This window comes from Lacisediminihabitans sp. (genome assembly GCF_043726815.1).
Classification (GTDB): Bacteria; Actinomycetota; Actinomycetes; order Actinomycetales; family Microbacteriaceae; genus Lacisediminihabitans.
In genome coordinates this window covers 1-14,241 of the sequence record NZ_JAYSJZ010000031.1, presented here as the reverse complement: position 1 = coordinate 14,241, position 14,241 = coordinate 1, and the positions used below count along the sequence as shown (strand labels likewise).

Annotated in this window: 12 protein-coding genes and 1 tRNA gene; 4 read left to right on the top strand and 9 right to left on the bottom strand. The window is 68.2% G+C overall.

Annotated features, from left to right (window positions below):
* Positions 1-23: 23 nt before the first annotated feature.
* From thrB to argS, 6 genes are all read right to left on the bottom strand, one after another.
* Positions 24-995, bottom strand: coding sequence for a homoserine kinase (gene thrB, locus ACHZD8_RS03265; RefSeq protein WP_394768706.1), 972 nt, complete (start codon positions 993-995; stop codon positions 24-26).
* 34 nt (positions 996-1,029) lie between these two features.
* The gene (gene thrC, locus ACHZD8_RS03260) at positions 1,030-2,112 is read right to left on the bottom strand and encodes a threonine synthase (RefSeq protein ID WP_394768705.1); all 1,083 of its coding nucleotides are present in this window, start codon (positions 2,110-2,112) and stop codon (positions 1,030-1,032) included.
* A complete protein-coding gene (locus ACHZD8_RS03255) occupies positions 2,112-3,431 on the bottom strand; it encodes a homoserine dehydrogenase (RefSeq protein WP_394768704.1) in 1,320 nt (439 codons plus the stop codon). The genes thrC and ACHZD8_RS03255 overlap by 1 nt, the downstream gene beginning before the upstream one ends.
* Positions 3,428-4,843, bottom strand: coding sequence for a diaminopimelate decarboxylase (lysA, locus tag ACHZD8_RS03250; RefSeq protein WP_394768703.1), 1,416 nt, complete (start codon positions 4,841-4,843; stop codon positions 3,428-3,430). Before lysA ends, ACHZD8_RS03255 begins: the two co-directional genes overlap by 4 nt.
* Positions 4,844-4,921: 78 nt before the next feature.
* Positions 4,922-5,740: a DUF2993 domain-containing protein gene (locus ACHZD8_RS03245; RefSeq protein WP_394768702.1), complete on the bottom strand. Its 819-nt coding sequence runs from the start codon at positions 5,738-5,740 to the stop codon at positions 4,922-4,924.
* Entirely contained in the window at positions 5,740-7,401 is a 1,662-nt protein-coding gene (gene argS, locus ACHZD8_RS03240; protein ID WP_394768701.1) for an arginine--tRNA ligase, read from the bottom strand. Before argS ends, ACHZD8_RS03245 begins: the two co-directional genes overlap by 1 nt.
* A 94-nt stretch (positions 7,402-7,495) precedes the next feature.
* On the opposite strand from argS, the gene ACHZD8_RS03235 reads away from it, so the two are divergent.
* A complete protein-coding gene (locus ACHZD8_RS03235; RefSeq protein ID WP_394768700.1) occupies positions 7,496-8,140 on the top strand; it encodes an arginyl-tRNA synthetase in 645 nt (214 codons plus the stop codon).
* Between the two features lie 286 nt (positions 8,141-8,426).
* Here the strand turns inward: ACHZD8_RS03235 and ACHZD8_RS03230 are convergent, their stop codons facing one another.
* Together ACHZD8_RS03230 and ACHZD8_RS03225 are read right to left on the bottom strand one after the other, a co-directional pair.
* On the bottom strand, positions 8,427-9,221 hold the full coding sequence (locus ACHZD8_RS03230) for a transglutaminase family protein (RefSeq protein WP_394768699.1): 795 nt from the start codon (positions 9,219-9,221) through the stop codon (positions 8,427-8,429).
* Between the two features lie 65 nt (positions 9,222-9,286).
* Positions 9,287-9,946, bottom strand: coding sequence for a pyridoxal 5'-phosphate synthase (locus ACHZD8_RS03225; protein WP_394768698.1), 660 nt, complete (start codon positions 9,944-9,946; stop codon positions 9,287-9,289).
* A 56-nt stretch (positions 9,947-10,002) separates the two neighbouring features.
* Here ACHZD8_RS03225 and ACHZD8_RS03220 point away from each other — a divergent pair.
* Together ACHZD8_RS03220 and ACHZD8_RS03215 are read left to right on the top strand one after the other, a co-directional pair.
* Positions 10,003-10,077, top strand: a tRNA-Arg gene (locus tag ACHZD8_RS03220).
* A gap of 274 nt (positions 10,078-10,351) precedes the next feature.
* Positions 10,352-11,026 carry an SDR family NAD(P)-dependent oxidoreductase gene (locus tag ACHZD8_RS03215; protein WP_394768696.1) on the top strand — a complete coding sequence of 225 codons (675 nt, stop codon included), beginning with the start codon at positions 10,352-10,354 and terminating at the stop codon, positions 11,024-11,026.
* Positions 11,027-11,178: 152 nt separating this feature from the next.
* Here ACHZD8_RS03215 and ACHZD8_RS03210 read toward each other — a convergent pair whose 3' ends face one another.
* Positions 11,179-11,397, bottom strand: coding sequence for a hypothetical protein (locus ACHZD8_RS03210; protein WP_394768695.1), 219 nt, complete (start codon positions 11,395-11,397; stop codon positions 11,179-11,181).
* 457 nt (positions 11,398-11,854) lie between these two features.
* Here ACHZD8_RS03210 and ACHZD8_RS03205 point away from each other — a divergent pair.
* A partial coding sequence (locus tag ACHZD8_RS03205) for a phosphoesterase (RefSeq protein WP_394768694.1) occupies positions 11,855-14,241 on the top strand: 2,387 nt, incomplete at its 3' end.

Genomic DNA, 14,241 nt, shown 5'->3' with positions numbered 1-14,241 from the left:
ATTGTGCAAACCGGGGCTTTCGGCTAAGCCGAGATATCTACCGGGTGCAGTGAAACTGTAGCACCTTTGAAGTCTACGGCCAGCACGAGCGACTGCCACGGCGCGCCCTCGTGGCGCGCGATGAGCTCCGCGGCGACGAGCCTCTGGGCCGGGTCGCTGCAGAGCACCAGAATCGACGGCCCGGCCCCCGACACCACCGCCGGAAGCCCGGCGGCCCGCAATTCGCCGATCAGTGACTCGGTGTCTGGCATGGCGCTCGCGCGGTAGCTCTGGTGGAGCTTGTCCTCGGTCGCGGCGAGCAGCAGCTCGGGCGACTGGATGAGGGCGGCGATGAGGAGGGCGCTCCGCGAGACGTTGAAGATCGCGTCCTCGTGCGGCACGGAGGCCGGGCGCAGGCTGCGCGCCAGCTCGGTAGACATGGTGGACTCCGGCACGGCGATGAGGGGCGAGACGCCGCGGTGCACGATCAGCTTCTTGTGCTGGGGGCCGGCATCCGAGGTCCAGGCGATCGTGAGGCCGCCGAACAGGGCCGGCGCGACGTTGTCCGGATGCCCCTCCATGGCCGTCGCCAGAGCGAGCAGGGAGTTGGAGTCGATGTCGACGATTCCCTCGAGCAGGCCCTTCGCCGCCATGATTCCCGAGACGATCGCGGCGCCGGAGGAGCCGAGGCCGCGGCCGTGCGGGATGTTGTTGCGCGCCACGAGGTCGAGTCCCGGAAGGGGATGTCCGTACGCGGCGAAGGTGTAGGCGATCGCCTTGACGACGAGGTTCGACTCGTCGGTGGGCACCTCGCCTGCCCCCACGCCGATCACCTCGACCGTGGCGCCCGGCTCGGGCCGCACCGTCACGGTGAGCTCGTCGTACAGCGAGAGCGCGAGTCCGAGCGTGTCGAACCCGGGACCGAGGTTGGCCGTGGTCGCCGGCACCTTGACCGTGACCGAACGACCGGCGAGTGATCGCGCCGATCCCGATGGGGCCGGAGTCTCTGGCGTCATCCGGCGCTCCCGAAGACCGCTGTGGTCGGCAACGCTAGGCCGTGACTTTGGACAGGCCGAGCACGCCGGCCACCTCGTCGGTGTCGTTCGCCACGACGGTGGGCTTGATGTCGGAGCCGTCGGCCGTGCGAAGGGCCCACTGCGGGTCCTTCAGGCCGTGGCCGGTGACCGTGAGCACCACGGTCGATCCGCGCGGGATCTGCCCGGCGGCCGCCCGCTCGAGCAGGCCGGCGACGCTGATCGCCGATGCGGGCTCCACGAAGATGCCGACCTCGGCGGAGAGGATGCGGTAGGCCTCGAGAATGTGCTCGTCGGAGATCGCGCCGAAGTAGCCGTTGCTGGTCTCGCGTGCCCCGAGGGCGAGCTCCCACGATGCCGGGTTGCCGATGCGGATAGCGCTCGCGATGGTGTCGGGGTTCTTCACCACGTGGCCGAGCACGATCGGGGCACTGCCGGCTGCCTGGAAGCCGAACATGCGCGGAAGCTTGGTGGTCTCGCCGCGGGCCAGCTCCTCGCTGTAGCCGCGGAAGTACGCCGTGTAGTTGCCGGCGTTGCCGACCGGCACGATGTGGATGTCCGGGGCGTCCCCGAGCACCTCGACGACCTCGAAGGCCGCGGTCTTCTGGCCCTCGATGCGATCGTTGTTGACGGAGTTGACGAGGTGCACCGGGTAGTTGGCCGCGAGGTCCCTGGCGATCTCGAGGCAGTCGTCGAAGATGCCCTGCACCTGGAGCAGCTCCGCGTTGTGCGCGATGGCCTGGCTGAGCTTGCCGAGCGCGATCTTGCCCTCGGGCACGAGCACGGCGGCGGTGATGCCGGCGTGCGCGGCGTAGGCGGCGGCGGACGCCGAGGTGTTGCCGGTCGACGCGCAGATGATCGCCTTCGCGCCGTGCTCCACCGCCTTGGACACTGCCATGGTCATGCCGCGGTCCTTGAACGACCCGGTCGGATTCATCCCCTCGTACTTCACCCAGACCGTCGCGCCGGTGCGGGCGGAAAGCGCGGGAGCCGGCAGCAGCGGGGTGCCGCCCTCGCCGAGGGTGACGATGGGGGTCGCATCGGAGATGTCGAGCCGGTCTGCGTACTCGCGGAGAACTCCGCGCCACTGGTGAGCCATTAGGATCCTTCTACTCTGAGTACGGACGTGACCGCTCGAACGACCTGGCTGGTTTCGAGTGCCGCGACGGTTGCGGCGAGATCGGCTTCCGACGCCTCGTGGGTGCCGATAACTAGGGTAGCGCTGGGCTGGGCAGGGTCTGCGCCCGCCTGGACCGACTGCGTAACAGTCTCGACGGACACCCCGTGTTCGCTGAAGAGCGTCGCCACCGCGGCGAGCACCCCCGGCTGGTCGACGACGCTAAGCGTGATTTGGTAGCGCGTGATGACCCGGGAGATCGGCAGGATGGGCAGGTTGGCATGGGTCGACTCCGCCACGCCCGGTCCGCCGATCACGTGCCGGCGCGCGGCGGACACGAGGTCGCCGAGCACCGCGGAGGCCGTCTCGATCCCCCCGGCGCCCGCGCCGTAGAACATGAGGTCGCCGGCGGCCTCGGCCTCGATGAACACCGCGTTCTTGGCGCCGTGCACGGCGGCGAGCGGATGACTGCGGGGTACGAGCGCCGGGTACACCCGGGCCGAGACGCCCTCGACGCCGTCGGCATCCGTCATGCGCTCGCAGATCGCCAGCAGCTTGATCACGTAGCCCGCCTTGCGGGCGGCGTCGACCTGCTCGATGGTGATGGCGGTGATGCCCTCGCGGTAGACCGCGTCGAGCGGCACCGTGGTGTGGAAGGCGAGGCTGGCCAGGATCGCGGTCTTCTGCGCAGCGTCGAAGCCCTCGATGTCGGCCGACGGGTCCGACTTCTCGGCGTAGCCCAGCTCGGTCGCCGTGGCCAGGGCCACCTCGAGCGACTCGCCCGCCGTATCCATGCGGTCGAGGATGAAGTTGGTGGTGCCATTGACGATGCCGAGGATGCGCTTGATGCGGTCGCCGGCGAGGCTGTCGCGCAGCGGCCGGATGATCGGGATCGCCCCGGCGACGGCCGCCTCGTAGTAGAGCTGGGCGCCCACCTGCTCGGCGAGCTCGAACAGTTCCGGACCGTGCGTGGCGAGCAGCGCCTTGTTGCCGGTGATCACGTCGGCCCCCGAGGTGAGCGCCTGCAGGATGTAGGTGCGCGCAGGCTCGAGGCCGCCCATCAGCTCGATCACGATGTCCGCCCCGAGGATCAGGGACTCGGCGTCCGTCGTGAGGAGTTCCCGCGGGATGTTCGCGGTGCGGGGAGCGTCGAGGTCGCGTACGGCGACCCCCACCAGTTCGAGCCCGGCGCCGGCCCGGTTGGCGAGCTCGTCTCCGTGCTCGAGCAGCAGCGAGGCCACCTGGGCGCCGACGGATCCTGCGCCCAGGAGGGCGACCCTGAGGTTGCGGTACTCGATCATCGTGCTCCGTTCGTTGCCAGGATGCCCGCATCCCGGGAGAGAAGGTCTGCCTCGGTCTCGCCGCGCACGATCACGCGCGCCTCGCCGTCGCGCACGGCGACGACCGGCGGCCGACCCAGGTAGTTGTAGTTGCTGGCCATCGACCAGCAGTAGGCGCCGGTCGCCGGCACCGCCACGAGGTCTCCCGGGCGCACGTCCCCGGGCAGGTAATCGTCGCGCACGACGATGTCGCCGCTCTCGCAGTGCTTTCCGGCGATGCGTACGAGCGCGGGCTCGGCGTTCGAGCTACGGCCGGCCAGGCGAACCGAGTAGTCTGCGCTGTAGAGGGCGGGCCGGATGTTGTCGCTCATGCCGCCGTCGACACTCACGTAGCGCCGGATCACCGGAGATGTGCCGTCGCCGGAGACGAGCACGTCCTTCACCGTGCCGACCTCGTAGAGGGTGAGGGTGGATGGCCCGACGATCGCCCGGCCCGGCTCGATGGCCACGACCGGCACGGGGATGCCGAGCCTCGCGCACTCCCCGGCCACGATGTCCGCGAAGGTCGTGGCGATCTCGTCGAGCGGCAGCGCGGTCTCGGCGCTGGTGTAGGCGATGCCGAACCCGCCCCCGAGGTTGAGTTCGGGAACCGGGCCGCCTTCGAGAAGGAGGGCCTGCAGCGCGAGCAGGCGTCTGGCCGCCTCGGCGAAGCCGTCGGACTCGAAGATCTGCGACCCGATGTGCGAGTGCAGGCCGAGGAAGTCGAGCGAGGAGTGCGATCGGATCGCGGCGACGGCGGTCGGTGCGTCGGCGAGCGCGATGCCGAACTTCTGGTCCTCCCGCGCGGTGGCCAGGTACTCGTGGGTGTGGGCGTGGACTCCGCTGTTGAGGCGCACCCGAACCGGCTGCACTCGGGAATGGCGAGCCGCGGCATCCGCGACCCGCTCGATCTCGATGTCGCTGTCGATCACGATCACGCCGACCCCGCAGGCCACGGCCCGCTCGATCTCGGCCACCGACTTGTTGTTGCCGTGGAATCCGAGCCTGGCCGGGTCGACCCCCGCGGCGAGGGCGACGGCGAGTTCGCCACCGCTGCACACGTCGATGTAGAGGCCGGCCTCGCTCACCCAGCGGGCGACCTCGGTGGAGAGGAACGCCTTTCCCGCGTAGTACACCTTCGCCGCCGACCCGATGCGAGCGAACTCTCGGTCGAACGACTCCCGTACCAACGCGGCCCTCGACCGCACATCCGCCTCGTCGACCACGAACAGAGGCGTGCCGAAGCGGGCGGCGAGATCGGACACGGCGACCCCGGCCACCTCGATCTCCCCCGACGCCGAGCGCGTCGTGCCGTGCGACCAGAGCCCGGGCGCGAGCGCGTTCGCGTCGGCCGGATGGGCGAGCCACGATGGGGCAAGCGGATTGACTGTCACTGGGAAACCTCGGGGCTGGCCGGCGGGAAGATGGGGCGAGCGCGCCGGAGCGGGTGGATGCAAGCCCCCTGAATCCTATTACTTGGAGGCACACACGCCCTTTGTCGCGAAAAGGTCGCTGTTCAGGGTGACCTTGTCGGCCGACACTGCCAGGGCCACGTTCGAGCCGCTCACCGTCACGGCGTCGAGCACAAGCGACTTGGGCAGGAATTGCGCGACGCAGATCTTCTGGGTGCGAAGAAGTGTGTCGGCGAGGGAGCCGAAGGTCTTGCGCAGGTCGGCCGGAGAGAGGGTCTGCCCGTTGAACGTCACCGACTTCGGCGTGAGCGTGAGTTCCCCGTCGACCGCCGACGGGGCGACGGCCACCGTGACGGGGATGCCGATGCCGAGCACCGTGATCGTGGTGGCGAGGGCGATCGCCCCCGAGCGCACCGAGAGGGAGTTGACCGGGATGCCGGCGACGGTGCCGACGAGCGTCTTCAGCTGGGTCTCGTCAACGGTGAACTCGAGCCTCGCGTGATCGATGGGCTTGCTCTGGTCGATCGGGATGCCAGTGGCCGTGAGCGTGGCGTCGCCGGTGAGCGCCCCCACCGTGAGCCCCTTCGACGAGACGTCGACCCTCTCGAACTTGCCGGCGAGCAGCTGCAGAAGCACGGATGCGCCGCCGACCTTGGCGTCGACCGGGGTGCTCGCCGGAATGGAGAGCGACGACCGCACCTTGTTCTCAATGAGCGTGCCGGCATACGATCGCGCCGCGCCGTCGACGGCCACCAATGCGACCACCAGCACCACGAGGATCGCCGCGAGAACGCTCCAGATCAGCGCTCCGCGACGACGCTTGCGGGGGGCAACTGGATCGGGCGGTAGCGGGAGGGGAACCGTGGAGTGGTCGCTCACTACATCCGCTCCGGGGCGCTCACGCCAAGCAGGCCGAGCGCGTTGCGCAGCACGGTGCCCGTCGCATCGTTGAGCCAGAGGCGGGTGCGGTGCAGGTCGGTGACCGGCTCGTCCCCGAGGGGCGTGACCCGGCAGTTGTCGTACCAACGGTGATAGGCGCCGGCGAGCTCCTCCGCGTAGCGCGCAACGCGGTGCGGCTCGCGAAGTTCGGCCGCCTGGCGAACCACGCGGGGGAACTCGGCGAGCACGCCGAGCAGCTCGCCCTCGGACTCGTGGTCGAGGAGGGAGGCGTCGAATGCGGTGCGTTCGACGCCGCTCGCCGCCGCGTTCCTCGCGACCGAGCGGGTGCGCGCGTGGGCGTACTGCACATAGAAGACCGGGTTGTCGTTGGTGCGCCGGGTGAGCAGGTCCAGGTCAACGTCGAGCTGCGAGTCGCTCGACGACCGCACGAGCGCGTACCGTGCAGCGTCCACGCCGACGGCCTCCACCAGGTCCTCCAGCACCACGACCGTTCCGGCCCGCTTGCTCATCCGTTGCGGCGTGCCGTCCTTGAGCAGATTGACCATCTGGCCGATCAAAATCTCCAGGTTGACGCGCGGCACGTCGCCGAACGCCGAGGTCATGGCCATGAGCCGCTTCACGTAGCCGTGGTGGTCGGCTCCGAGCATGATGAAGTTGCGCTCGAAACCGCGCTCACGCTTGTTGAGGTAGTAGGCGAGGTCGCCGGAGATGTAGGCGGCGTCCCCGTCGCTCTTGATCACCACGCGGTCCTTGTCGTCGCCGAACTCGGTCGTGCGCAACCAGGTGGCGCCATCCGCCTCGTAGATGTGCCCGAGGTCCCGAAGGCGGGCGATCGCACGCTCGACGTCCCCGCCCTCGTGCAGCAGGTTCTCGTGGAAGTAGACGTCGAAGTCGACGCCGAAGTCGTGCAGGCTCTGCTTGATGTCGCCGAACATCAGGTCAACGCCGGCGGCCCGGAATGCCTCCTGCTGCTCGTCCCTGGGCAGAGCGGAGAGGTCGCCCGGGTAGCCCGCCACGACCCGGTCGACGATGTCGGAGATGTACTGGCCGCCGTAGCCGTCTTCGGGCGTCGGCTCGCCGAGGTAGCTCGCGACCAGGCTGCGGGCGAACCGGTCGATCTGGGTGCCGTGATCATTGAAGTAGTACTCGCGGGTGACGATGCCACCCTCGGCCTTGAAGATTCGGGCCAGGCTGTCGCCCACGGCGGCCCAGCGCACGCCGCCGAGGTGGATGGGGCCCGTGGGGTTGGCCGAGACGAACTCGAGGTTGATCGTGACGCCCTCGTAGAGGTCGCCGTGCCCGTAGTCCTCGCCCTGCTCGACTATCGACTTGGCGAGCGCGCCGGCCGCCGCAGCATCCAGGCTGATGTTGATGAAGCCGGGACCCGCCACGTCGACCGCCGAGACTCCCTCGATCGCCCGGATGCCGTCGGCGATCTCCGTGGCGAGCGCGCGCGGGTTGGTGCCGAGCGGTTTGGCGAGCTTCATGGCGATGTTCGATGACCAGTCGCCGTGCTCCCGGTTCTTGGGGCGCTCCAGCAGCACGTCGTCGATCGTGACGGCGGTCGTTTCGTCGCCGCGTCGCTCGAGCGCTCCCTCGACGATGGCGAGCAGGCTGGCGGAGAGTTCGGCGGGGGTCACGAGCATCGATTCTATCCGGGCTTGCTGGCGCGCCCCGCTGGCGTCGCCCTCACTGTCGGCGAAGATGGCTTCAGAGACTTTCAGGGGGTCCATCATGTTTTCCACTTCGGCCGCACGCCGTCGCCGGCTCGTCACGCTCGCGGGCATCGCCATCGCCGTCGTCGGCCTCACGGGCTGCGTCGGCACACCGAAGCCCTCGGGATCGAGTTCCTCCCCCACCGCCAGCGCCAGCGTCTCGCCCTCGCCGACCCCGACGCCCACCGGTGCGCCCGCCTCGCCGAGCCCGACCCCCACCGCGGGCACCCCCGCGCAGGCAGTGACCATCGGCTGCAACACGCTCGTCTCGCCCCAGACGATGTACGACTTCAACCCCAACTTCGGCCTCGACGCGAGCTTCACCCCGGGCGGCGGCACGCCCACTGCCAAGGCCGTCGCGGCCAAGGGGGTCGCGTGCGACTGGACCAACCAGACCAGCGGCGACAAGGTCACCATCGCCGTCGCGCGGCCCGGGTCGGCCGCGCTCGCGGAGCTCAAGGCCAGCGCTGGCGCCGGTACCGCGGTGGCGGGCATCGGCCAGTCTGCGTTTTTCTCCTCGAGCGGCGGAACCGGCCGACTCGACGTGTTCACCGGCACCTACTGGCTCGTGGCCACATCCGTCTTCTTCGGGGGCGCGGCGGACTTCGGCAGCGGAGCGGATGGCCGAACCCTCGTGGCCGCCGCGGTCGCGCAGCTGCGCTAGTGGTACTGCCCAGGCAGGTTGGTTGATTGGGTGTGCCTCCTGTCCCTACGCTGATGCTGCTCTGACTCGAAACTCCATTACGGACGTTCGCGTGTGGCCGTCGGCAGCCCTCTAGATATGCCGCCCGCGCCGGTAGGGCCGTCCTGCACAACTGGAGTCTGCGGGGTGGACACCCGTTGACGCCCGAGCCGTCCTGCACAGCGCGTGCCAGGGGCGAGGGAATGCCGCAGTGGCGGGGACAGGCGGGCCCGGGGTAAACCCCACCATGCATCCCTGGGCAGTACAGCTAGCGGATCTCGGCGAGCCGCAGCGGGTCGTCGATCGGCAGCACGTCGACGATGGCGAGCACCGTCAGCTCACGCAGGGTGAGATTGGCCCAGTGGTTGGTGAGAAACGCGATGTCGGCGGCGTCCCGGCCGGTGGAGATCCGCACGAGGCTCTGCCGCGGGGCGAGCCCTGTCGCGTCCACGGCGTGCCACTGGCCGTCGATGAACGCCTCTGCCACGGCGTGGAAGTCCATCGGGCTGAGACCCGGCGCGTAGACGGCCACCATGCGGGCCGGCACGTCGAGCGCGCGCAGTAGCGCGATCACCAGGTGGGCGTAGTCGCGGCAGACGCCCTGGCGGGCCAAGAGGGTGCCGACCGCACCATCCGTCACCCGGCTCGAGCCGGGCACGTAGTAGAGCCGTTCTTGCACCCACGCGCCCACCGCCGCGAGGAGTTCCAGACCCTGGATGCCGGCGAACTCGGAGCGCGCGGTCGGCAGCAGGGTGTCCGACTCGCAATACCGGCTCGGGCGCAGGTAGATGATGCGGTCGAGCTCGTCGATCGCCGCCGGCTCGGCCTGGCCGACCACCTCGGCGGAGTACTCGATGGTCATCCGGCCGGCGTCGCTCTGCAGGGTGTGCAGCCGCGAACCGTGCCGGTCCACGATCTCCTGCGGCTCGATGGGAGTGCCGTTCAGGGCTATCGACAGCCGTTCACTGTTGAGCTCGGCGCCCTGCGCCACGGCGAGGCTCAGCACCAGGTCGGAGCGGCCGGAAATGTCGAGTTCGAGTCGGGCGGAGACGTTGCGCAGCATCCGTCGATCCTCCCATGCCGGCGTTTCCTCCCCGTGCATGACCCTCGCCACACCGGGCGCTCGCCCTACGGCCAGAGCAACTCGCGCGTCCAGCCTTCGCCCTGCCGGGTGTACCGCAGGCGGATCTGGTCACGGTCGCGGGTGGCCTGCCAGAACTCGATCTCAACCGGGCGTAGTCGGTAGGCTGTCCAGCCCTCGGGCACGAATCCCGGATCCGCCTCGATCGCCCGCCGCGACTCCGCCACCGCGGCGTCGAACTCGTCCAGTCCGGGCAGCACGTCACTCTGGTTGCCCGCCGACGCGACGACCCGCGCATTCGGGCTGCGCTGCAGAAAGTCCGACTCGCTGAGCGCGCGCGGACCGGCCTCGGCATCCCCGGTCACCCGCACCTGTCTCCCCTGCTCGCGCCAGTAGAAGAGCAGGGCGGCGTGCGGATTCGCGGCGAGCTCCCTCCCCTTCTGGCTCGTGGACATCGTGGCGAACCAGAAGGAGTGCGCATCGAGATCCTTGAGCAGGAGGGTGCGAGCGGATGGCGCCCCTTCGCCGCCCGAGGTCGCGATCGCCATCGCGTGTGGCTGCGACACTCCCGAGTCGATCGCCAAATCGAGCCACTCCGAAAACAGGGCGAGCGGATTCTCGGGGGCGGCATCCGGGGCAAACGCGGGCAGTTCGCCGCCAAACGCGCGAAGCGCGCGCAGTCGAACGCGCCAGGACTCGTCGGTCATGCTGCCAGCATACGTTCGTGTCCCCCGGCGGCTGGTAGCCTTGTCTCTTGACCCTGGCCCCCATAGCTCAGGGGATAGAGCACTGCCCTCCGGAGGCAGGGGCGGCAGTTCGAATCTGCCTGGGGGCACCACACAAAAACGCTGGTCAGAGTCCAGTTCGTTTTTCTCCTCCTTCCGCAGATCCGTCCAGTGGCAACGTTTTGGCAACAGTTGATTCGACGATGGCGTGATCGAGGGCCCTTGAAACGGCATCCAGGTCACTGTCGAACAGGTCTGAATAGACGTCGAGAGTGACCGCGGCGGAGGCGTGTCCGAGCATCCGCTGCACGGCTTTGACGTTGGCACCTGTCGCCCAGCCCGGTCGCGCTATGGTCGAAGCAACATCGTCAATCGGAGGAACCCATCGTGCCTGTCATCGCCATCATCGGAGCCGGACCGGGACTCGGAGCGGCAGTGGCGCGAAGATTCGGGCGCGAAGGCTTCTCGATCGCCCTGATCTCGAGGAACCAGTCGAAGCTCGACGACATGGCCGCCGAGCTCAATGCCGGCGGCTTGACCGCGCGCGGTTACGCCGCGAACGTGCTGGTACCGGCCGCACTCGAGGAGGCCCTTGCGCGTGCAGCGGCAGAGCTGGGACCCATCACTACTTTGCAGTACAGCCCGCTCCCGTCGCGTGAATACCTGAAGCCGGTGCTCGACCTGACTCCGGAACTGGCGCTGGAGGCACTGCAGTTCTCGGCTCTCGGGCTCATTCACGCGGTGCGTACCGTCCTACCGGCGATGCGACAGGCCGGAGGCGGCAGCGTCATCCTGGTCAACGGCGGAACCTCGGTGAAGGCACGCGCCGGCTTCGCTGGCACATCGGTCGCGTTCCCGGCCGAGAGCGCCTACGGTGAGATGCTCCACGACGCACTCGAGGGTGAGGGCATCCGGGTCGCGCAACTCGTGATCCCGGGAGGCATTCCTCAGCTCCAGCTTGTCAATGGCATCGACGACGTCGCCGATCGCATTTGGGACCTCCACGCCGTTGCGGGCCCGTTCCGCACCATGCTCATCCCGCTCGAGGACGGCAGAGAGTAGGGGCGCTGCCGGCGTTGCCCATGGTGCCTCGTTGACTTCGGGGCCAACACTTCGAACCCGCCGTCACCCAGTAGACAGCCCCTAGATCTGTCGCGGTGGCGGCTCGTCTTGCGTGCGTCGGCGCGCCATCCGGGGTCGCCACGGATGGAGTCTCACCTGGTCGTGCGGCCGCGCCCTGGTCGGCGTAGGCCGACCACAATCATGATGATGCCGACGATGGCGATGATGAGCCCGATGGCAAGCCACATGCGGCTCCCTGTCATGAAACTTCCCGGGATCAGATTCAAGCCCTGCCCGACCCACACTCCGCCAACGATCAGAGCGATCACACCGGCGGTGATCAGGGCGATGTGCCCATTACGAGTAGTCACGTCTCCCAACGTACCCTCGACCGACTCACCCATCGCCCGGTAGAGGTTCGCGAATTTCCCAGGATGGCCGCCAAGACAAGGTACTGACGCAATCGCGGGCGCTTCCCGACGCTAACCGCGACCATTGCGCAAGCGATGGCGCCGACGATCACAATGCCGAAGAGAGCCATGCCCTCAAAGTAGTGGCCTCAAGCCAAGTCACGACTCGGGGACACGGCGCCGGCACGGGTGGCCGTTGGCCATTGCGCCCGAGGTGAACCTCCTCGACCATCCTTCTCGGCGGGCGGTCTTCGAGACGACCCCAGCCGTTCATCGGCTGTTTGTTTGCCCCCCTTTGGGGGCCATGTCAGTGTCAGTACTTGGGCCGTAACGAGGCCGCATCACCGGTACGAGCACCCGTCGACATCGTCGCGGGTCTGCGTTCTCAGCAACACAAACTCCGGAAACAGGTATGCACATGAACAGTAATTCTCCTCGGCGCTGGCAGTCCGGCCTGCGCCGTCTCTCCTCGGTAGCGAAGGGACACCGCATCCTTACCGTCACCGCGGCGGGCTGCGCGCTTGCTCTGCTGGGCGGCGGCATCGCCACCGCGTCGACGCTCGCTTTCGGCACCCAACAGGTCGGAACCCAGTACAACGGCGGGGAACAGATCGCCTCCAACCAGATGATCCAGCCCATCGGCGACCGTCTGATGACGCCGTTCGGCAAGCTCATGGGCTCGGTCGTCAGCCCGAATGGCCGCTACCTCGTCGGAACCAGCGCCGATCGCTCGGTCGACCTGCAAGTTTTCGACCTGAGCACGTACAAGCCGGTCGCCGCGGCCGGGACCCTCGCCGCCGCGTCGTTCGCAACCGCGGCGACCAAGGCTGGCTACGGGAACATGACCTACCTCAAGATCTCCGATGGCACGGTCGGCCAGGAGGGCCCGATCTTCTCCCCCGACGGGAAGTTCCTCTTCTCCCCGGTCGCTACCGGCATCGTGCGGTACCCGTTCAACGCCGACGGCTCGCTCGGCGCCGGCACCGCGATAAGCATCCCGACCACGGGTGGCCTCCAATCGCTGACAGCCGGCATGGCCTTCTCCGCCGACGGGTCGACTCTCTACGCCGCCGTCAACGGCCAGAACACGGTAATCGCGATCGACGCGGCCGCGGGCACGATCAAGCAGACCTTCGCCGTCGGCATCGCGCCGCGCCAGCTGAAGTTCGTCGGCAACACGCTCTACGTTTCGAACGAGGGCGGCCGCCAGGCCGTCGTGGGCGACCCGACAATGGGCTCCTACGGCACTCAGGTGCCCGCCGACACCACTCTGGGGACCTCCACGACAGGCACGGTCAGCGTCATCGACACGGCGAACCCATCGACTCCGGTCTCGTCCATCCCCGTCCAACTCCACCCGACGGCGATGTACCTCGACGGCACCACCCTGTACGTGGCCAACACGAACAGCGACACGCTCTCGGTCATCGACACGAAGACTGGCACGGTCATGCAGACTATCGCGACGCAGCCGTGGGCCTCGTCGAAGACCGGTTATCAGCCGACCGCGATCACCATGCAGGGTGACCACCTGCTGGTTTCCCTTGGTCGCGCCAACGCCATCGCGGTCTACAAGGTCAACAAGAAGGACCCGCGCGACCCGGCCAGCTACATCGGGCTCCTTCCGACCGACTACTTCCCCGAGAACGTCACCGCAGTGAAGGGCCAGATCGTGGTCACCAACACGCGCGGTATCGATGCCCGCGGCCCGGCGATCACCTACAACAAGGGGCAGGGCACCCTTCCTGCGACGGGCCACGGAACCCACTCGACCACCGCGTCGCTCACCCGGTTCACCCTGCCCAGCGACAAGCAGATCCAGAAGTACACCGCGGCCGTATTCACGCAGAACGGTTGGGATGCCAGCTCGGTGCTGCAGACCCAGGCCAGCCAGGGCGAAAACCAGCCGGTCGTTGCGATCCCGAAGCGCATCGGGGATCCGTCGGCCATCAAGCACGTGTTCCTCCTGGTCAAGGAGAACCGCAGCTACGACCAGCTCTACGGCGACATGAAGCAGGGCAACGGCGACCCGTCGCTGGCGCAGTTCGGTCAAAAGGTCACCCCGAACCAGCACGCGCTGGCGACCCAGTTCGGCCTGTACGACAACACGTACGACATCGGCACGAACTCGGCCGAAGGCCACAACTGGCTCATGCAGGGCGACAACCCGGCCTACACCGAGACCAGCGCGGGCGAGTACACCCGCTCCTACGACACGGAGGAAGACGTGCTGGGCCACCAGCGCTCCGGTTTCCTCTGGAACCCGATCCAGTCCGCCGGCAAGACCGCACGCAACTTCGGCGAGTTCGAGTACGGCGAGGGCAAGCCTGCCGATGCGACCTGGCAGAAGTACTACTGCACGGCGAAGGACGTCATGGCGGGCGGTGACGCGGCCCAGCTGTTCGCTCCGTCACTGCAGCTGCACGGCAGCTCCGTCATCCCGTCGCTCAACGCGATCACGGATCCGAATGCCGCACCGTTCGACCTGGCGATACCGGACATCTACCGCTACCAGACCTGGAAACAGGACTTCGAGAAGAACGGTCCGTCCAACTTCAACATGGTGTGGCTGTCGAGCGACCACACGGGCGGCACGGCCGACCCGGAGGCCCAGGTCGCCGACAACGACCTCGCGGTCGGCAAGATCGTCGATGAGATCTCGCACTCCCTGTACTGGAAGGACTCGGCGATCTTCGTCGCCGAAGACGACACCCAGGACGGCGCCGACCACGTCGATGGCCACCGTGCTCCCGTCCAGGTGATCAGCCCGTACGCGGTGCACGGCAAGACGGTCAGCACGTTCTA

Bases quoted from the DNA above. Each gene is read 5' to 3' on its own strand.
- ACHZD8_RS03225 (WP_394768698.1), bottom strand. From the start codon at position 9,946: ATGACCGACGAGTCCTGGCGCGTTCGACTGCGCGCGCTTCGCGCGTTT.
- thrB (WP_394768706.1), bottom strand. From the start codon at position 995: ATGACGCCAGAGACTCCGGCCCCATCGGGATCGGCGCGATCACTCGCC.
- ACHZD8_RS03255 (WP_394768704.1), bottom strand. From the start codon at position 3,431: ATGATCGAGTACCGCAACCTCAGGGTCGCCCTCCTGGGCGCAGGATCC.
- ACHZD8_RS03230 (WP_394768699.1), bottom strand. From the start codon at position 9,221: ATGCTGCGCAACGTCTCCGCCCGACTCGAACTCGACATTTCCGGCCGC.
- ACHZD8_RS03235 (WP_394768700.1), top strand. From the start codon at position 7,496: ATGTTTTCCACTTCGGCCGCACGCCGTCGCCGGCTCGTCACGCTCGCG.
- thrC (WP_394768705.1), bottom strand. From the start codon at position 2,112: ATGGCTCACCAGTGGCGCGGAGTTCTCCGCGAGTACGCAGACCGGCTC.